Annotated in this window: 17 protein-coding genes; 16 read left to right on the top strand and 1 reads right to left on the bottom strand. The window is 49.7% G+C overall.

Going from position 1 to position 19,725, the window contains the following annotated elements:
- Nucleotides 1–100 precede the first annotated feature (100 nt).
- Entirely contained in the window at nt 101–2,230 is a 2,130-nt protein-coding gene (gene nirB / locus ACE41H_RS03685; protein WP_375353439.1) for a nitrite reductase large subunit NirB, read from the top strand.
- Nucleotides 2,231–2,286: 56 nt separating this feature from the next.
- A complete protein-coding gene (nasC, locus tag ACE41H_RS03680) occupies nt 2,287–4,407 on the top strand; it encodes an assimilatory nitrate reductase catalytic subunit NasC (RefSeq protein WP_375353605.1) in 2,121 nt (706 codons plus the stop codon).
- Nucleotides 4,408–4,493: 86 nt separating this feature from the next.
- On the opposite strand, the gene ACE41H_RS03675 is transcribed toward nasC, so the two are convergent.
- The gene (locus ACE41H_RS03675) at nt 4,494–5,849 is read right to left on the bottom strand and encodes an outer membrane protein assembly factor BamB family protein (protein ID WP_375353438.1); all 1,356 of its coding nucleotides are present in this window, start codon (nt 5,847–5,849) and stop codon (nt 4,494–4,496) included.
- A gap of 230 nt (nt 5,850–6,079) precedes the next feature.
- Here ACE41H_RS03675 and ACE41H_RS03670 point away from each other — a divergent pair, with 230 nt between their 5' ends.
- The 14 genes from ACE41H_RS03670 (at nt 6,080) to ACE41H_RS03605 (ending at nt 19,724) form a co-directional block, all read left to right on the top strand.
- Nucleotides 6,080–6,997: a helix-turn-helix transcriptional regulator gene (locus tag ACE41H_RS03670; protein ID WP_375353437.1), complete on the top strand. Its 918-nt coding sequence runs from the start codon at nt 6,080–6,082 to the stop codon at nt 6,995–6,997.
- A 246-nt stretch (nt 6,998–7,243) separates the two neighbouring features.
- A complete protein-coding gene (locus ACE41H_RS03665) occupies nt 7,244–7,813 on the top strand; it encodes a YdeI/OmpD-associated family protein (RefSeq protein ID WP_375353436.1) in 570 nt (189 codons plus the stop codon).
- Between the two features lie 77 nt (nt 7,814–7,890).
- On the top strand, nt 7,891–8,340 hold the full coding sequence (locus ACE41H_RS03660) for a GNAT family N-acetyltransferase (protein WP_375353435.1): 450 nt from the start codon (nt 7,891–7,893) through the stop codon (nt 8,338–8,340).
- Nucleotides 8,341–8,477: 137 nt separating this feature from the next.
- Nucleotides 8,478–9,551 (top strand): M42 family metallopeptidase, encoded by a 1,074-nt coding sequence (locus tag ACE41H_RS03655; protein ID WP_375353434.1) that lies wholly within the window; start codon nt 8,478–8,480, stop codon nt 9,549–9,551.
- Nucleotides 9,552–9,850: 299 nt separating this feature from the next.
- Nucleotides 9,851–12,721, top strand: coding sequence for a Na+/H+ antiporter subunit A (locus ACE41H_RS03650; protein ID WP_375353433.1), 2,871 nt, complete (start codon nt 9,851–9,853; stop codon nt 12,719–12,721).
- Nucleotides 12,722–12,723: 2 nt separating this feature from the next.
- Complete coding sequence (locus ACE41H_RS03645) at nt 12,724–13,062, top strand: Na(+)/H(+) antiporter subunit C (protein WP_375353432.1); 339 nt, start codon at nt 12,724–12,726, stop codon at nt 13,060–13,062.
- On the top strand, nt 13,055–14,560 hold the full coding sequence (locus ACE41H_RS03640; protein WP_375353431.1) for a Na+/H+ antiporter subunit D: 1,506 nt from the start codon (nt 13,055–13,057) through the stop codon (nt 14,558–14,560). Before ACE41H_RS03645 ends, ACE41H_RS03640 begins: the two co-directional genes overlap by 8 nt.
- 5 nt (nt 14,561–14,565) lie before the next feature.
- On the top strand, nt 14,566–15,045 hold the full coding sequence (locus tag ACE41H_RS03635; RefSeq protein WP_375353430.1) for a Na+/H+ antiporter subunit E: 480 nt from the start codon (nt 14,566–14,568) through the stop codon (nt 15,043–15,045).
- A complete protein-coding gene (locus tag ACE41H_RS03630; protein ID WP_375353429.1) occupies nt 15,042–15,335 on the top strand; it encodes a Na(+)/H(+) antiporter subunit F1 in 294 nt (97 codons plus the stop codon). The genes ACE41H_RS03635 and ACE41H_RS03630 overlap by 4 nt, the downstream gene beginning before the upstream one ends.
- Nucleotides 15,319–15,684, top strand: coding sequence for a monovalent cation/H(+) antiporter subunit G (mnhG, locus tag ACE41H_RS03625; RefSeq protein WP_375353604.1), 366 nt, complete (start codon nt 15,319–15,321; stop codon nt 15,682–15,684). Before ACE41H_RS03630 ends, mnhG begins: the two co-directional genes overlap by 17 nt.
- Before the next feature lie 804 nt (nt 15,685–16,488).
- Nucleotides 16,489–17,265 (top strand): hypothetical protein, encoded by a 777-nt coding sequence (locus ACE41H_RS03620; protein WP_375353428.1) that lies wholly within the window; start codon nt 16,489–16,491, stop codon nt 17,263–17,265.
- 99 nt (nt 17,266–17,364) lie between these two features.
- On the top strand, nt 17,365–17,610 hold the full coding sequence (locus tag ACE41H_RS03615) for a hypothetical protein (protein WP_375353427.1): 246 nt from the start codon (nt 17,365–17,367) through the stop codon (nt 17,608–17,610).
- 72 nt (nt 17,611–17,682) lie between these two features.
- Nucleotides 17,683–18,303: a hypothetical protein gene (locus tag ACE41H_RS03610; protein ID WP_375353426.1), complete on the top strand. Its 621-nt coding sequence runs from the start codon at nt 17,683–17,685 to the stop codon at nt 18,301–18,303.
- Nucleotides 18,304–18,461: 158 nt separating this feature from the next.
- Complete coding sequence (locus ACE41H_RS03605; RefSeq protein WP_375353425.1) at nt 18,462–19,724, top strand: M20/M25/M40 family metallo-hydrolase; 1,263 nt, start codon at nt 18,462–18,464, stop codon at nt 19,722–19,724.
- The last annotated feature ends 1 nt before the right edge of the window (nt 19,725 follow it).

The raw sequence follows: 19,725 nt of genomic DNA, 5'->3' as shown, positions 1-19,725 counted from the left end.
AGGAAAGGGCTTATTCTGTCTTCTGGCCGAGCAAATGGCTTGCTTGTTATAAGCTGTATATAAAGAGAACGGATTTGGTTCCTGAAGGGGAGAGGGTAGGATGAGAGAAAGACTGGTTGTGATCGGCAACGGGATGGCAGGGATAAAATGTGTGGAGGAAGTTCTGAAGCTTGCCCCCGAGAGGTTTGATATTACCATTTTCGGAGCGGAGCCCCATCCGAACTATAACCGGATTATGCTTTCTAAAATGCTGCAGGGAGATGTAGCCTTTGATGACATCGTGCTGAATGACTGGGCCTGGTATCCAGAACACGGCATTAAGCTGCATGCAGGAGTACGGGTAGACCGGATCGATACAGCCAGCCGTGTCGTAGTAGCAGCCGACGGCAGCAAGGTCCCTTACGATGTGCTGGTGCTTGCTACAGGTTCTTCGGCCTTCATTCCCCCCATATCTGGAGCGGATAAAGAAGGGGTCATGGCGTTTCGTACAATGGAAGACTGTGAGGCATTAATACAAAGCGCGGGCAGCTACCGTAAAGCAGCGGTGATCGGCGGCGGGCTGCTTGGTCTGGAGGCGGCGCGGGGGCTGCTTCATCTCGGTATGGAAGCACAGGTGATTCATAACGCACCTTACCTGATGAACCGTCAGCTGGATCCGACGGCGGCAGGACTGCTGCAGACCGAGCTTGAGCGGCGGGGCATGGTATTCCACCTCAGCAAAAATACGGTCAAAATTACGGGCCGCAAACGCGCGAACGGATTACGTTTTGCAGATGGCAGTACATTAGACGCAGACGTGATCATCATGGCGGTGGGTATACAGCCTAACATTGAATTGGCCAAGGAATGCGGCCTGCGCACGAACCGGGCAATTGTTGTTGATGATTATCTTGCTGCGAGTATCCCGGGAATTTATGCGGTCGGGGAATGCGCCGAGCATCGGGGCATCGCTTATGGTCTGGTGGCCCCGCTGTTTGAGCAGGCCAGAGTGCTGGCGAATGTGTTATGCAACAGGGAGACGGCACCCTACACCGGCTCCATCCCTTATTCACAATTAAAGGTAGCGGGAGTCGATGTGTTTTCGGCTGGAGAAATCGGGGGCCGTGGCATCATTACAGCTTTTCAGCAATATGACGGCATCCGCAAAACCTATAAAAAAGTAACGATGGTCAATGGCAGGACTGTCGGGGCCATCCTGTACGGGGACACCTCCGAAGCTCCAACTCTCCTGAAGGCGGTCCAGTTTGGTGAAGAGGCAGCCAAGCTTGCCGTGTCTGAAGGCGGCGAAAACCCGATGGAAACCGCAGTGATGGCGATGGCAGAGCAGGAGACGGTGTGCGCCTGCAATGCGGTCACGAAGCTGACGATTCTGCAGGCTGTTACCCGAGACGGCCATAAGACGGAAGAAGAAGTACGGAAGCATACGAAGGCTTCCTCGTCATGCGGCGGCTGCCGTCCTATGGTGCAGGTTTTGGTCAAGCTCGCAGCATCCGGGAAGGCTGTGGCCGGGACAACTGAGGAGCCTGCTGCAGCCGAAAAGGTGCCGGTATGCGGCTGCACCTCGCTGGACCCTGCGGAACTCAAACAGGCTGTGAACAGTCTGTCCGCCTCCACGCCTGGAGAAGCATTCGCCCTTTTGGGATGGCGGCAAAAAGAAGGCTGTGAGGTGTGCAGACCGGCAGTCCATTATTATCTGGGCATGCAGAAGAGCTCGGAAAAAGCATTTAAGCCTCGTTCGTCCGCTATCTATGGGAGCACAAAACCATCCATGGTCACCTTTATTCATGATGGAGCCCTGGAGCAAGGTTCTGGCGCTGAAAGCTGCACTGGCTTGGTGGCCGAGTTGAAGCTGAGATGGAACGGATTGAGTTTTCCTGTCCCGATTACAGCAGCGGTTGCCGCCGGAACCGCATCACCTGCCGCTGTTCTAATTCGTGATATCGGGCTGGCTGCCTGCCCGGCAGGCTGGGAGGTGTATGCAGGCGGGAGCGGACGTCCTGTGCGGGAAGCCCAACTGATCGGGGTGAGCGAGACGGCGGAGGAGGCTGCAAATTTGGCAATTGCCTGCCTGCAGCTGTACCGGAAGGAAGCCTGGTATGATGAGACTTTGTGGAAATGGTTGGAGCGCGCAGGTCTTCTTTCGGTAAGAGAAACTTTGTATGACCCTGCGGTGCAGCAAAGTCTGTTGGCAGAATTGCGGGAGCTGCCGCAGCCGGTTGAAACGGCTTAAATGATGAAGTGAAGGTAAAGGATAGAGCGGGAGGGTGCATTGGAATGAAAGAGTGGATGACAGGGACTACTGCTGTTCAGGATCCTGACGGAACCTGGAACAAGGTGCTGCAAACCCAGTGCCCGTTTTGCAGCGTGCAGTGCAAGGCGCAAATTACAATGGAAACAGCTCCCTCAGGGACCGTATCCTATACCGTCGAAGGGCTGCCTAATGCGGCATCCGGCGGCAGATTGTGTGTCAAGGGACTGAATGCCCACCAGCATGCGCTCCATACTGAACGGCTGCTGCAGCCTCTCATGAGAAAAGAGGGGGAACTGGTTCCCGCCACATGGGAGGAAGCGCTGCAAGCGATCGCGGAACGCTTTGCCGAGGGGGCCGCAGCGTATGGCCCTGACTCTATTGGGGTATATGGCGGCGGATCGCTGACCAATGAAACAGCTTATTTGCTTGGCAAGTTCGCCCGTGTTGGCATCGGAACGAAGTACATTGACTATAACGGACGGTTCTGCATGTCGGCTGCCGCCTCGGCAGGCAGCAAGACCTTTGGCATCGACCGCGGGTTGACCTGCAGACTGGCCGATATTCCGCTGGCCCGCTGCATCATATTGGCAGGCACCAATATCGCAGAATGCCAGCCGACCTTGATGCCTTATTTTAATGAAGCGAAGGAAAAAGGGGCGTTCATTATTGTCATTGATCCGCGCGTTACGGCAACGGCCAAGATGGCGAACCTGCATCTGCAAATTAGGCCAGGGACGGACATGATGCTGGCGGACGCCATGCTGAAGGTCATGCTTGATGAAGGATGGATCGATGAAAAGTTTATCCGGGAACGGACGAGCGGTTATGAGGAATTACGGTCCCGTATGCAGACGGTCGATTTGGCGGAGGCAGCACTGCTATGCGGGGTTGAAGAGGAGTTGATTCGCAAGGCGGCATCCGTCTACGGGCAGGCGGAGACTGGCATTATTTTCACGGCAAGGGGCGTGGAGCAGCAGACGGACGGACATCTGGCTGTGAGGGCATTCCTGAATCTGGTGCTGGCGAGTGGCAAAATCGGCCGGGAAGGCTGCGGCTACGGTGCGGTCACCGGGCAGGGCAACGGCCAGGGCGGCAGGGAGCACGGGCAGAAAGCAGACCAGTTGCCAGGCTACAGATCAATCGAAAACGAGGCGGACCGCGCCTATACGGCTTCCGTGTGGGGAGTGGCACCGGAAGACATTCCCGGCAAAGGCGTATCCGCATATGAAATGATGGAACTGATGCACCAGGGACAAATCAGGACGCTTTTCCTGATGGGCTCCAATCCGATTGTATCCAATCCCAATGTGAATCTGGTTAAAGAGGCGCTGGAAAAGCTGGATTTTCTGGTGGTGGCGGATATGCTGCTCTCCGAAACCGCCCGTTTGGCGGACATCGTGCTCCCCGTTACATCTTATCTGGAGAACACCGGCACGCTCACGAACCTTGAAGGAAGAGTGCTGCTGCGGGAGGCAGCCCTTCCGGCGCCGGGAGACGCACGTCAAGATTGGAGTATTCTGTGCGCCATTGCCGCACGGATTGGCAAAGGGAAGCTGTTCTCCTATTCGTCTTCTGAAGATATTTTCGAGGAATTAAGAATGGCGAGCAAAGGCGGGGCGGCGGATTATTACGGCATTACGTACGACAGGCTGCGCAAAGAGGAGGGTATCTATTGGCCATGTCCTTCAACGGATCATCCTGGAACGCCGTTTATGTTCTCCGCTGCATTCGCCCATCCTGACGGGAAAGCCGTATTCACATCCCTGCAAAATCCCGTTTCCAAGGAAGCTGTCAGTGAGGAATATCCGCTTGTCCTGACAAACGGCAGAGTGCTGGCCCATTATCTCACGGGTGTCCAGACGAGAAGAAGCCCGGCGCTGGCAGCGAGATCGGAGGCCAATTTTGCAGAAATTCATCCGGATACAGCCCGCCGTTACCGGATTGAAGAAGGCCAATGGATCGAGATTGAGTCGGTATGGGGCAGCTTCTCCGTCCGCAGTCGCATTTCCGGCCACATCCGCAGGGACACTATTTTTGTGCCCATGCATTGGGGAGGTGTGCAGAACGTGAACCTTGCAACCACTCCTGCGCTGGACCCGTTCTGCAAAATGCCTGGTTTTAAGGTGGCTGCAGTGCGAATCAAGCGGGTATATTAATCATCAATCGAAACAGTCTTCTCACCGAGAGGAAGGCGTATGGGATTTTCCAAACGCCTTTTTTTTGTCCTAGTAAATCCTTGCTTCTATTTAAGCACAGTGGGAAGCTTGACAGCAAAGAGCTTGCCTCCGCTCTGAATGTACAGCATTCCGTCAGACTGAATGGTAGGTCCGAAGCGGCGTGAGCCTGTATCCAAAGTGAAGACGGGTTCTAATGTATTGAGATGAAAAGCGCGGAAAACTCCGTCAGACTGCCCTATATATACACCTTTACCGAAGATATCCGCTTGCACTGTCGGGTTATCCCCTAGGTCATAATTGATCTCCTGCCCGTTTGCCAGCTTGATTGCCACCAAACCGCCGGTATTATAGTTTTGGTAAAACATTTTGCCATCATAAACGGTGTATAAAGGCCGTCGGTTTTCATATTGCTGACTCCACTTTTTCATCGGTTGCTGGTCCTTGCTATATTTCCAAAAATCGTATTTAACCAAAGTCCCCTTCTCAAAAATATAAAAGTCATTGCCGTCCAAAAAAGCGGAATTAATAGTTCCCCCAGAAGATATGGATCCATTGTTATTTTCTCTATCTGTCCAGCGGTATACACGTTTTCCCTTGTCCTCACCGGTCTGCAGATCAAAGATGGCTACTTCAATTTTTCGATCCACCGGGTCCTCCATGTTAGGATAGAGGTCACTAATCGAGTAGACAAGACCATCCTTGACAGTAAGCGGGTAATTCTGTCTGATATGCTCCCATAGCTTTTTGCCTGTTTTGGCGTCATAAGCATTGATTTGTATGGCGGATAAAGCCCCTTGCACAAGATAGGAGCGGATAATAACGTTTCCGCTTTGCATCATTGTCGGATCACCTGCTGAATATGTGGGATCGGTTTCTGAAACGGTCCATTTGACCTTGCCGGTCGCTGCATCTACGGCGGCAAACTTGAGGCCGGCGGTTACATATACGGTGTCTCCAATCCACTGTATGCTGTTAACGCTGCTTAATTTGAGGGAAGCGGTCCATTTCCTTTGACCATTCTCATTTAGAGCGGATAGTGTGCCTTTCTGGTTAATCCCGTAAATAGTCCCGTTGCCGTGCAACAGGAAAGGCAGCATATCCGATCCATACTCCCACAGCTTTTTGCCGGTTTTGGCATGAAGAGCAGCCAGTTTACCTTTCTTGTCCAGGACGATGAGCTTTTCTTTGACAGCAATAACGTTAGTCATAAAAGAAGATTCGGCGGTGTTGAATTCGCTAATTCCGTAAGTCCAGGCCGATTTTAGCGCAGGGGCTTTGATTTCATTGTGCAAAGGATTGCTGATGCTGACAGAAGCTTGTTGTGCGTTCACAACAGGGGCAGTTACTCCGCTTAGGTCCGCAAGCAACAGAGCGGTTGCCAGACATGCGGCGGTCTTATGTCGCGTTAATTTTGTTCTCATCCTTTAGAGCTCCTTTGCAATGTAAATTTATGTATATGAGTTAGACGTGAGCGAACATGAAAAGTTGCTTTGAAGCCGTGATCTCACGTATTTTCTTGCCATTGTACTGGACGGTGAGCGGCGCATCTCTTGACCTTTCAGCAACCAGGCCCATCCCAAGATTAGTAAGAATAAATCTGTGATATAATAATGACCAGCAATGCGAAATGGACTAACGGGCGGGGATACATGTGAAATTGGAGCGATTGGTCTCTATCATCTACAAACTGCTGAATCACGAAGTTGTGTCTGCCCCCGTGCTGGCTGAGCAGTTTCAAGTTTCCCAAAGAACCATCTATCGGGATATCGATGTGATCTGTGCCGCGGGCTTCCCGGTCGTATCGTATCAGGGAACTAAAGGCGGGTATGGCATGATGGATGGATATAAAATGGATAAAAGCCTGCTCGGTTCTTACGATGTCAATTCCCTGATTACCGTGCTCCACAGCCTCTCCACCGTGTTTGAAGACGAGCGTGCGCAAGGAACCATTGAACGACTGCAAACGATTGAAACGGACTATCAGACCCCGAGTCTATCGGTGGACCTTGAAACTCACCGGACGGCTCCCGAAGCGCTTCGTCAATTGCGTGCAAGTATTTTGGAGCGAAAGATCGTCCGCTTTGATTATATTAATGCAAAAAATGAACGTACGGTCCGTGACATGGAACCGCTGCGGCTTCATTTTAAATATCGCAATTGGTATGTTTATGGGTTTTGCCGAACACGACGGGATTATCGGGAGTTCCGGCTATCCCGGATGTTGAACTTGTTCCTGACCGAGGAAACTTTCGGACCGCATCACGAGCTGCCGGAAGAGGCTGCTTCTTCAAACAAGGAATGGCAAGGACAGTTGGAGGATGTGGTGATCCGGGTGGGGCCGGAGGCTTTGGCGGATGTGATTGATCAGTTTCCCCAGGCAGATAAGCAATTTCATGCCGATGGAAGCATGACGATGCGAATTCCTGTTTATCAGCCATTGCAAGCACGATGGCTTTGGACCATTCTGCTGGGTTTTGGCAGCGGTGCCGAAGTCCTCGAACCCCCTGCACTGCGAGGCATTTTAAAAGAACAGCTTCAAAAGACACTCAAACTTTATGAAGAAGTATGACAGGCTGCTGTCATGCTTCTTTGCTTATACTAATAACAGATGCCATAACAAATCCATGACAAATCAAAAGGAGACGATACGAATGACGAATCATCCAGTTTTGGTATCAGCAACCTGAGGAGTCCGTTTAAATATTGCTTTGAAGTCATTCAATTCATCCCAAAAAAGGTCGATATTTCTGAGAACAGAGAAATCGGCCTTTTTACAGTTGATCCCCATTCTTAGAAAGGAGAATGTATTGTATCTATGGAAATTGAAAATCTAATTACAGTAAAATCGAGAGAAGATTTGAGGAATTGGCTACAGGAAAATGGAAAAACCAAAAAATTTTGTTGGGTCGTAGTGAGCATGACGCCAACCCCTGATACATTGTTATATTTGGACGCGGTCGAAGAAGCTTTGTGTTTTGGATGGATTGATGGAGTCAAAAAGAAAATATCTGACACAGAGCTGGCGCAGAGACTGTCTCCCAGAAGCCCCAAAAGTTCATGGACTGAATTGAATAAAGAACGTGTCCGCCGCCTTGAAAAGCTGGGGTTCATGAGCGACGAAGGAAGAAAGGTGCTTCCTGATATGGACCACGATTCTTTTAAAATAGATCCGATTATAGAGCAAAGACTAAAAGAGGACAGGCAAGTATATGAGAATTTTTTGGCATTTCCGGCTCTTTATAAAAGAGTCCGGATCGACACGATACAAAGCAATAAAAATCAGCCGGAATTATTTGAAAGCAGATTAGACAAATTTATAACAAACACGAAAGAAAATAAAATGTATGGTCAATGGCATGATCATGGACGCCTGCTGGATTATTAAGATGCGCTAGAATATAATTAGGAGATTGTGTATTGGCTTGACCTTCACTGGGTATGAATCTGCGGGGAGGATCTGGGATGAACGTAATGGTTGAACGTGTGGAATGGGGTTCACCCGAATATGAGCAGGGGCTTGAATTGAGAGACCGGGTGCTGAGACAACCGCTCGGGCTTAGCATTCAGGATGATCCTATCCATGAGGAGAACGGGGATTATCATTTTCGCGCGGTTGCAGACGGACATACGGCAGGCGTGCTTCTTCTGAGAAAATTGGATAACAGCCGGCTGCAAATGAAGCAGGTAGCCGTGGATGCGGCCGTACAGGGGCAAAGTATCGGGAGGAGAATGGTCGAGTTTGCGGAACAGACAGCCCAGGAGCTGGGATTTTGCGAAATCCTGCTGCATGCCCGCCTGACGGCGGTACCTTTTTACGAGAAGCTCGGTTACGTCAAAGAGGGAGACTTGTTTACAGAAGTGGGAATCCCCCATTTTCATATGATCAAAGATTTACACGGGCAGGGGCAATAATATTTAAGTAAATTCCAATTGCCATATACTTCTGACAACCATCCAATGTTATAATGATTTGGAATACATAACCAAGAAGATGGTGGATTCGGGTAAACCGCAGGTTTGTGGAATGGATATATACAGGAGGAAAGATTATGGATGAAATGACCCGGATGATGAAGGAGCTGACGGAAACGGATGGAGTTTCGGGCTTTGAAGGCAATGTCAAGGATAAAATGCTGGAGTATTTGCAGCCGCTGACAGAAGAGATCGTTAAGGACCGTCTCGGCAGCGTGCTGGGCAAAAAGACAGGAGACGCTACTGGACCGAAGGTGCTTTTGGCCGGCCATCTGGATGAAATCGGCTTTCTGGTGACCGCCATTACGCCGAAGGGTTTTCTGCGCTTCCAGCAGCTTGGCGGCTGGTGGCCCCATTCGGTGCTTTCCCAACGGGTAAAGGTAAAGACGCGCAAAGGAGATTACATAGGTATCGTCGGCTCCAAGCCACCGCATATTCTGGACAAGGCCGAGCGGGACAAGGTCGTTCCGCTCAAGAACATGTACATTGATATCGGGGCTAAGGATGCAGAGGATGCGAAAGCGATGGGCGTGCGTCCGGGAGACTGGATTGTGCCTGTATCTGAATTTATGACCATGCGCAATGATGAGCTGTGGGTCGGCAAAGCCCTCGATAACCGCGCAGGCTGCGCGCTGGCTGTAGAAGTGCTGAAAAGGCTGCAAAATGACAGCCATCCCAACATCATCTATGCCGGAGCTACAGTGCAGGAGGAAGTAGGACTGCGCGGCGCCGTAACGGTGGCCAACGCGGTTCAGCCCGATATCGCCTTTGCGCTGGACGTGGGTGTAGCTTACGATACACCGGGCAATGAGTCCCAGCATACAGTTTCCAATATAGGGGAAGGGCCGCTGGTGCTGCTATTTGACGCCAGCATGATTCCTCATACCGGCCTGCGTGATCTGGTGATGGATACGGCTGAGGAACTGAGCATTCCGGTTCAGGTTGATGTCATGCCAGGGGGCGGGACAGACGGCGGCAGATTTCATATCAGCGGCATTGGCTGTCCGACCTTGTCTGTCGGGTTTCCGGTACGATATATACACTCCCATAATGGTGTGATGTCCAAGCAGGATTTTGATCAGGCTGCGGCACTGCTAACTGCAGTCATCAAGAAGCTCGACCGTGACAAAGTGAATGAATGGTTTGGCTGAGTTTTGACACAAAATACAAAATCATGTATACTTATTGCTAATTGCGAACAGAAAACAGCATATGCTTTAAACCGGAGGAGCCTGCCAACAGCGGGCTCTTTTTGTGTTTTTTTGGGATTTCAGGTCAAAAAGCCGGTATTTATGGAAAAGCTGAAGGAGTAACATCCGTGCACAAGCTTTCCTTAAATCGCAGGAAAAACATCCGCTTACTGTAGTTTTCCGTAGTCTGTCTTCTGTGAAAGTACACCGATAGGCGTTCGGCTTATCGCAAATGTTTCTTAGTTAAGGGGGAGAGAAACTTGTCTTTGCTGCATGCAGCCATCTTACTGCCCTTCATCTTTGCCGCAGCCATCCCGCTTGCCCAGCGGCTGGCTCGCCGCGTGCATGCCGGCTGGTTCGTTCTTCCGGCCCCGGTTCTGCTGTTTGTGTATTTTCTGGGCCGTCTGCCTGATGTGCAGAATGGCGGGCAGGGCCTCTCGGTCTTGCCGTGGATGCCATCGCTGGGAGTCGACTTTAGCGTCAGACTGGATGGTCTGAGTCTGCTGTTCGCCTTGCTCATCAGTGGGATCGGCTCTCTGGTAGTTCTGTATTCATTATTTTATCTCGATAAAAACAAAGAGGCGGTTCACCGCTTTTACGTGTACCTGCTCATGTTTATGGGCGCTATGCTGGGCGTGGTCTTGTCCGACAACCTGATGGTCCTGTACGGTTTTTGGGAGCTTACGAGCGTGTCGTCGTTTCTCCTTATTGCCTTCTGGCATCACAGGGAAAGATCATTATACGGGGCTCTGAAGTCCATGCTGATTACAGTATTCGGCGGTCTTGCCTTGTTCAGCGGCTTTATCCTTCTTTATGTCATGACCGGAACGTTTAGTATTAGCGAGATTATGAGTCAGGCGGGGTTGTTGGCTGATTATTCGCTGCTGGTGCCTGCCATGCTGCTGATCCTGATCGGCGCATTCACCAAATCTGCCCAGTTTCCGTTTCACATCTGGCTGCCGGATGCGATGGAAGCACCGACGCCGGTCAGCGCTTATCTGCATTCCGCCACAATGGTGAAGGCGGGCATTTATCTGGTTGCGCGCTTGAGTCCGCTGTTTGCCGGTTTGGCAGGCTGGTTTTGGCTGGTTACCGGGTTTGGTCTTCTGACCCTCATCTATGCCTCTTACCGGGCGCTAAAGCAGACCGATTTGAAAGCCATGCTGGCGTTCTCCACCGTCAGTCAGCTTGGTTTGATTATGAGTTTGCTGGGCATCGGTTCTGCCGCTGCGTTTTATACGGGAGAGGAAGCTCTCTTTTATACCAAGGCTACAACAGCGGCCATCTTTCACCTGATCAATCATGCGATATTTAAAGGCGCTCTGTTCATGGTTGTGGGAAATGTCGATCATGAAGCAGGCACGAGGGATATCCGCAAGCTTGGCGGGTTGATGGCGCTTATGCCTGTGACCTTCACAGTCGCTTTGATCGGCACATTTTCCATGGCAGGACTGCCGCCGTTTAACGGTTTTCTCAGTAAAGAAATGTTCTTCACCGGTGTGCTGAGCGTCATGGAATTGGATGTATGGAATTTGCATACCTGGGGGGCGCTCATCCCTGGAGTTGCCTGGATTGCCAGCATTTTTACCTTCGTGTACAGCATGCTGCTTGTGTTCAAGACTTTTACCGGAAAGTTGAAACCGGAAGAATTGGAGCGGAAGCCTCATGAAGCGCCGCTCGGCATGCTGATCCCGCCTGTGGTGCTTGGTTCGCTCGCTGTTGTGTTTGGTCTGTTCCCGAATTTGCTGTCCCAATTGCTGATCGAGCCGGCCATGTCAGCCGTTCATCCGAATGTGCTTGCAGCCGGTGAATCGTTTCATGTCCATATTTCCTTCTGGCACGGCTGGACGGCGGAAATATTCATGACGATCGGGGTGGTGCTGCTTGGCGCCGTACTGTACAGGCTGCATGGACAGGTACGTGTGCTCCACCAGCCGCTTACTGAGCGGATCAGCATCAATCAGGCATATGATTCAGGCTTGCAGCTGCTGGATAAAGTGGCGCTTAAAGTCACGAGGACTTATATGACCGGATCTGTCCGTCACTATCTGTTGTATATTTTTTCGTTTTTGATCGCTGCTTTGGTGATCGCATTCTACGCGGCGGACGGGATAAGCCTGAATATGGAAGGCTATGCCCCAATGTCGTTTTACGAAGTCGTTGTGCTGCTTGTGCTTGTGCTGGCGACGCTGGCTGTCCCGTTCGCGAAATCACGTGTCACCTCCATTATTTTGACGGGGGCCGTTGGGTATGCGGTCTCGCTGTTCTTTGTTGTATTCCGGGCGCCGGACCTGGCGTTGACCCAGATTATCGTCGAGACCGTGTCGGTGACGCTCTTTCTGCTCTGCTTCTATCATCTGCCGAAGCTGCGCAGGGACCGGTCATCCCTGAAGTTCAGGCTGCCGAATCTGGTCATTTCCATCGGAGTCGGGGCAGTTATGACCCTTATCGCCCTTGCTGCCAGCGGCAGCCGGGCTTTCGATTCCATTTCGGATTTCTTCCTGGCTGAAAGCTATAACCTGGCCGGTGGACGCAATGTCGTCAATGTCATCCTCGTTGATTTCAGAGGATTTGATACGCTGCTGGAGATTATGGTGCTCGGGATTGCCTCTTTGGCGATCTTTGCATTGGTGAAACTGAGTCTGGATGCAGATATGGGTATGCCAAAGTCCCAAAAAAAACGCCCGGGAGCAGGCATGTATCTTGCCAGGAGCAATGACGTTATTCTCCGGACAGCAGCCAGAACGGGCGTTGTATATATCGTGATGACGTTTGCGTTATATCTGTTTTTTGCGGGACATCATGAGCCGGGAGGAGGTTTCATCGGGGCATTGATGACTTCGGGCGGGCTGGTGCTGATGCTGATGGCTTTCGGAATGAAGACTGTAAACCGGCTTATTCCGATTGATTTTATAAAGCTGATCGCCATCGGTCTTTCAGTTGCCCTCTTGACAGGCATCGGCTCCTTCGTGTTCCAGGTTCCGTTTCTAACACATGCATTCGGTTATTTTCAGCTTCCGCTGCTTGGCAAAACGGAGCTGGCCACGGCCGTGCTGTTTGATCTTGGTGTCTATCTGGCCGTCATCGGCGTCACGATGAATATTTTGTATACGATTGTGAGGGATGAGTAGGCATGGAACTGTATATGGCTTTGGCAATTGGTGTGTTATTTTCCGTAGGAGTATATATGATCCTCTCCAGAAGCCTGCTGCGGGTCATTCTCGGCACATCCCTGCTGACACATGGCGTACATCTGCTGCTGCTCACGATGTCGCGGCTAAAGACTGGCGCGCCTCCGCTGCTTGGGGAAGAAGCGCAGTCCTATGTGGACCCGCTGCCGCAGGCGCTTATTCTAACCTCCATCGTCATCAGCTTTGGCGTGACATCCTTTTTCTTCGTACTTGCTTACAAAGGCTATCAGAAGCTGGGTACGGACAGCATGGATCAGCTTGGGGAGGAAGATCATGAATAATCTGCTTGTTTTGCCGCTTTTGCTTCCTTTGTGTACGGCGGTTGTACTTGTATTTCTTAAAAATAGAGTTTCAGCCCAGCGGATCATCAGCGCCGTCAGTGTCTTGTTAAATTTGATTGTTGGGGCTGTCATCGTACAGCAGGTTCGTGAACAGGGAATTCAGACGCTTCATATGGGGGGATGGATGCCGCCGTATGGCATTGTGTTTGTGGCAGATATGTTCGCGGCTCTGCTGGTGCTGACGTCGGCGGTTGTCAGTGCAGCCTGTCTGTTTTACGCCTTCGGCACGATCGGAGAGCAGCGTGAGAAGCATTATTTTTATCCGTTTTTTCAATTTCTGCTCGCCGGGGTGAACGGTTCATTTCTAACCGGGGATATCTTCAACCTGTTCGTCTGCTTTGAGGTGATGCTGATCGCATCTTATGCGCTGCTCGTTCTGGGAGGAACGAAGTTGCAGATCCGCGAGACTTTAAAATATATACTCGTCAATATTGTGTCCTCCACCCTGTTCGTAGCTTCGGTAGCTTATTTGTACGGTGTGGTAGGCACCCTGAACATGGCGGACTTAAGCTTGCGCATTACAGAAACGGGGCAAGGAGGAATTCTGTCTGTCATTGCGATCCTGTTTCTGATCGTGTTTGGTTTGAAGGCTGGTCTGTTCCTGTTTTTCTGGCTGCCGGGCTCCTACAGTGCCCCGCCTCCGGCGGTCGCGGCCCTGTTCGGTGCGCTTCTGACCAAGGTGGGTTTGTACGCTATCATTCGTACATTTACACTCATTTTTCCGCAGCAGCTCTTTGATATCCAAAGCTGGATCGGCTGGCTGGCGGCAGGCACGATGATTCTGGGAGGCATCGGAGCCGTTGCTTACGGAGATATCCGGCGCATCCTGAATTACAATGTCATCATCGGTGTTGGTTTTATCGCATTCGGCGTGGCCGTCGGGAACGGAGACGCCATGAACGGGGCTGTGTATTACCTGGTCCATGACATGATTGCCAAAGCGCTGCTGTTTTTCCTGGGCGGCATGATGATTGCGGCTGCAGGTACGGATAAGCTGAGCGAAATGGGCGGCATGATCAAGCGTTATCCCGCAGTAGGCTGGATGTTCCTCATTGTGGCGCTGGCGCTTGTTGGCATTCCGCCGCTCAGCGGCTTTCCTGGCAAGCTGCTGATTGTACGCGGCGGTCTGGGGGAAGGAGAATATTGGCTGACAGCTGTAGGCGTTGCTTCCAGCCTCATCGTGCTTTATTCCCTGATCCGTGTGTTCATGAAAGCGTTCTGGGGAGAGGAGCAGAGCGCTGCTCCTGCTGTCGGGAATGTCGGGAATGATCCCAAAACCACGATGTCGTGGAAGCTGGCCTATATCCCGTCGGTTTTTCTGCTGCTGTTCGTCTTTATTCTGGGCTTCGCTTCGGAAGGGATATATTCGTACGTGTCCCAAGCGGGAGAGGTGCTGATACAGCCGGCCCTTTATATTGAAGCCGTATTAAAGGAGTAGTTGAGATGGCCTATCAAATTGGGTTGAATATTGCGATTGCGCTGGTATGGACCTTTCTCCACGATGAATGGTCGGCTTCACGGTTTGTGGTGGGGTACCTGATCGGCATGGTGCTCATATGGGCGATTTACCGTGTGCGTCCGGACAGGTTTTATATGCAAAAGGCGCTGGCGGTTATTTATTTGCTGCTGCTGTTTCTGAAAGAACTGTGGGTATCCAGTCTGGCGGTTGTCCGGCAAATTCTCCGCCCCAAGCTGAACATTCGTCCTGGCATTTTCGCCATGACCACGGAGCTGGAGACGGATTTTGAAATTACGCTGCTCTCCTGCCTGATCTGTCTGACTCCCGGCACGCTGACGCTGGAGGTAGGGCATGACGGACGGACGCTTTATATTCATGCCATGGATATTGAGGATGCGGATGAATTATCCCGCCAGATTAAAAGCACCTTTGAAAAGGCGATTATGGAGGTGACACGGGTATGATGCACGGACTGCTCATTGCTTCGCTGGCTATTATGTCGCTGGCAGCGCTCGGCTGCCTGCTGCGGCTGCTGATGGGTCCTTCCATGGCGGACAGGATCACGGCGCTGGATACGATCGGCATTATCATCCTGTCCATGATTGCCGTGCTCAGCATGCTGCTGGAGACGAAGGCTTTCATGGATATCATTCTGCTATTGGGCATTTTGACGTTTATCGGAACGACCGCTTTTGCCAGATATATAGAAAGGGGCGTGGTGATTGAACGTGGAGACGATGATCATCATCGGTGAATGGATTTGCGGAATCATTGTGCTGGTTGGTTCGTTGTTTACCGCGCTCAGCGCCTTCGGATTGCTGCGGCTGCCTGACGCGTATTTGCGCTCCCATGCGGCCACGAAGAGCGCCACGCTTGGGGTGCTGCTGGTGCTGTTGGGAGCGTTCCTTTACTTTTGGCTCTATTTGGACCATGTGAGCGTCAAGCTGCTGTTGGGCATTCTGTTTGTATTTATCACCGGCCCTGTGGCTGGCCATTTGAACGGCAGAGCCGCTTATCGTTCCGGCGTTTCGCTCTGGGAGCAGAGTGTGCGGGATGATCTTAAAAAGGCGCATGCGGAAGAGAAAGCCAAGAGTAAAGCATAAGAAATCCAATTAAACCTTTGTAGCTGCTGGTTTGCCGGTTTCATGCTGCGAAAGTTAAGGCTTGACAGTCAAGCCGCCTGTCGAACGTGGCAAGGCATGTGAACCCGCTTTTCGGGAGCCTTGCATGATTATCCCGATGGATCAGGTTATGAAACGCTGAAAAACGGGAACCGAAAATTCAGCGACTGGAAACATTTGGTCAGGGGGACGGATTCGTTCAAAAATCGTGCCGATCAAAGCTGACGTTTGATGTGCACGCTTTGCACATTCGAACATGAGGATGCGTCGGAAGCCAGATGACTGCAGTGGGTATGAGCGCAACGCGGGCAGGCAAAGCCGTTCGGTCACTTCATTGCAATCAATGCTTCCATGCATGCCTGTCCGTTGTGATCACGGCTGCTAAAGAATTGAAGTTCTGTTCCCACTTGGGCCACTTTTTTTCGTATCTCGTTTCTCGGTTCTCTTTCCTTCCCCTAAGCCCCCTATATCCCAACCCTCAACCCCCGCATTCTGATCGAAAGGGATAATCATGCAAGGCTGTATGAAGAGGCAACAGTCTTCAGGTAACGGACATCAGCATCAAGCGACGGAAGGTTGTAAGGACCTGCATTCGCATCGGTTAGCAGCCGGATAGAGATATGAAAACTATTGAAAATTGAGGGAGTTCCAGTAATGTATAAATGCTATAGAAGGTACCCTTTTCATATTTTATGCATAAAAATAGAAAATTCGTTTTTTGTAATTGACCAGTGGGAAAAAATGCTATATTATCGATGTATATGGAACGGATAGGAGGGAGTAGCATTGGATGATTTACATTTAGACGGTCTAAAAATTGACTCCTTAGTAGACTTACTTAAAGCAGCGTATATTTTAGAAGATTATGATCATATGATTGAGATTGCTGATAAACTTCTTATATCAGCAGAAAGGGTGTATTCAAAGCGAAAACAATCTTTAGAGTTAGGGAAACGATACGTTTATTTGGATGGAAAGCGCCACATCGTCTATTATTTCGGATTCAGCCAACTAATGAAGGGTATTGCATTGGGAAAGAAGGAATTGTACGAAGAATCATTGGCCTGCATAAAAGACTATGCCGATCTGTCTTGGTTAGACGATGGGAGCAAAGAAGCAGGTGAAGAAATATCCGCCTTTAAAATGTTCGCTAAAGCCAATACATTCTCTGTTTCCCTTCTAGATGGAAAGCAGGAATACCTCGACCCTTATGTCCAATTCCTTAAAGAGTCCAGAGTTGAAGAGCTGCTGCCAGGGTTAATGACGATCCTTATTTCAGCAATTAACCACGGTTTTCATGTTGATTCAGTTTTCGATCACTTCAAGGGTAAAATCGGTGAGGCTATCGAGATTTGCAGCAAAAGTGGCGAAGCAATTTACATAACAAAGTTCTTTTATACGCTGTTATCGTATCATTTAAAAATGAAACAACATCATGTTGTATTACATAATGTATTGCAAGCTTTAGAAGCATCTAATAACTTTAAAGATGTAAGTGGATATAAAGTAAATATCTCTGTGAAGGATATCATCGCCATATGTTCCTATGATGGAACAAAGTAAGTTACAAATACTGGAGCAGGTACCCAATCAATAACGCGTATTGTTGCTATTGAGAAATTTGGACAGGTGTCGGTAGGTGCAGAGACGGAGTTCAATATCATGGCCCAAAAAGTTAAAGCAAGTGGTTCATTCTCCGGTGGGAAGAAAACCACTAAGACAACTGCTATCACTTGGACGGTTCCTGCGAAAAGTGTTTATACGCTTCGGGCAGGAAGTGTAACCATTAAAACTAATGGGTACATGGAAGTCGCTAATAGTGCTGGAGTAGTTGTGAAAAGAACTTATAATTCAGGTCATTGGACGACAGCGGATTTTTCAGATTCTATTTTTGTGAAGAAATTATAATTTGCGTATATAAAACTCAAGGAACTCTTATTGCATAAGAGTTCCTTATATCAGTTTGCAGGGGGAGAAAAATTGAAATTTTGGTCTAAATCAATAATTATCTTTAGCATAATGATAGCCGTCTCAGCTTGTTCAAACGGGAAAAATACCGATTCGGAAAATAATCAATCTGAATCAAATAATAGTACACAGGCTGTTAATAATTCCGAAGAACAAAAAAGTCAAATTGAAGGGGCAGAGGAGGAATTTTTAACAGGTGTACATTTTCCGGACACTAATGATTTTTTGGTCCACAAATTCGATATTACTTATGACTCGGCAGCTAACACAATAAATTATGATGTAGTCTATAGTTTTGGAGAGATACCAAAAAAGTATTTATTACAGGGAGAGCATTCGTACTATCTATATTTAGACATCCCGCAAGAATATGCTAAGTTTTTCACTTCTGAATTAACAACGCCTGTAAAAGGAGAGACCCTAATTCAGGGAGATGATAGTTATCGTACTGATAGATATCAGATAAGTATAAAGGCTCCTTTACAGGGGAAATTAACAAACGATATTATTGATTCAATAGTACAACATCCCCAAGGTTACTCTATAACTGTATTTGAAAAACCAGATTATCCTGCCAAGCGAATCGTGGGGGTTTATGAATTCATTGACTACTTGCCTCCAAATTTAAAATAAATGGGGTAACTCCAAATAGGGCTTAACGCTGATTGATAAAAGGCGTTGAGCCTTTTCATTTCTTTATTTCAGAAAGAAAAAATATTGACATATTTTATCACGTTAAAGTAACATCAAATTCATGAAAATGAATAAATAAGCTGAAAACAGGAGGAAATATGGCATTCACAGAGTATTATGACGAAATTTATAGTGTGGCGCGTGATATTTTCGAACATCCAGAGCTGGGTTATAAGGAAAATCGCACCAGCGCGCTGATTGCTGAATTCCTTCGCAAGGTGAACCCGGACATTGAATTGGAGTCGTTCAGCACCACCGGGTTGAAAACGTACTTGGGTGAGGGAAAAACGCTCACTGTCGGATTTATTGCAGAGCTGGACGCCGTTTATGCTCCGACCCATTGGCGTGCCGATCCGGTGACAGGTGCTGCGCATAATTGCGGACATTACAGTCAGGTTGCCATCGCACTGGCCTTGTACAAGCACTTTTACGCGACAGGGCTGTATAAAGCGTTGGACTATAATGTAGCGTTTGTCTTTGTGCCTGCCGAAGAATACCTGGATCTGGAATACCGGCAAAAGCTGCTGGATGAAGGCATGATTTCCTATTTCGGAGGCAAGCCTGAGGCCATGAAGTTGGGTATTTTTGACGATATTGATGTGGGGATATGTGTTCACGCCATGGGCGGAGAATATCCGGTGAGAACGGTGGAGATCAACTGCGACCTGGCCGGATTTTTATACAAAAAGTATACATTCCGGGGTAAAGCCTCGCATGCGGGCTTCGATCCTTTTTCAGGCAAAAATGCGTACAGCATGTCTACACTATTCAACGTTGCGCTGGGGCTGGCGCGTCAGCAAATGAAGGATGCGGAGAAGGTGCGCATGAATCCGATTGTCATGCATTCGGATATGTCCACCAACGTCATCCCTAACCACATTACGGTGGGAACGGATCTGCGCACCCAGACGGTCGAATATATGAAAGAGGCAGCTGCTAAAATGGACGCCGCCGCCGAAGGCAGCGCGATTGCGCTCCAAGGTGAGGTTGAGATCGCCACGCAGATGGGGTATCTTCCTTTCGTGCAGAACCGCTATCTGTCCACGTTTGTTATGGAGGCATTTGAAGCAAGCGGGGAGATTCAGGACATCCTGAACAACAACGCCATCAGTGCGGCGGGCGATATCGGAGATTTATCGTATATGATTCCCTGTATACAAATCGGCTACAGCGGTTTTTTCGGCACGATTCACGGCGACGACTTCAAGGAAATCGACCCCGAATTCATATATGAGGTATTTCCGCGTTTTCTGACCGATGTTTTCGAGCGCATGAAGGGCCGCATTGACCGTGAGCAGCTGTATCGCCGAAGCTTTGCCGCGTATGAAGAACTGTTGGCCTCCATTATGAAAACCGAATAGG

The organism is Paenibacillus enshidis (assembly GCF_042136365.1).
GTDB classification, from domain to species: Bacteria; Bacillota; Bacilli; order Paenibacillales; family Paenibacillaceae; genus Paenibacillus; species Paenibacillus enshidis.
The sequence above is the reverse complement of the archived record's forward strand: the minus strand, read 5'-3'. Positions and strand labels throughout refer to the sequence as shown.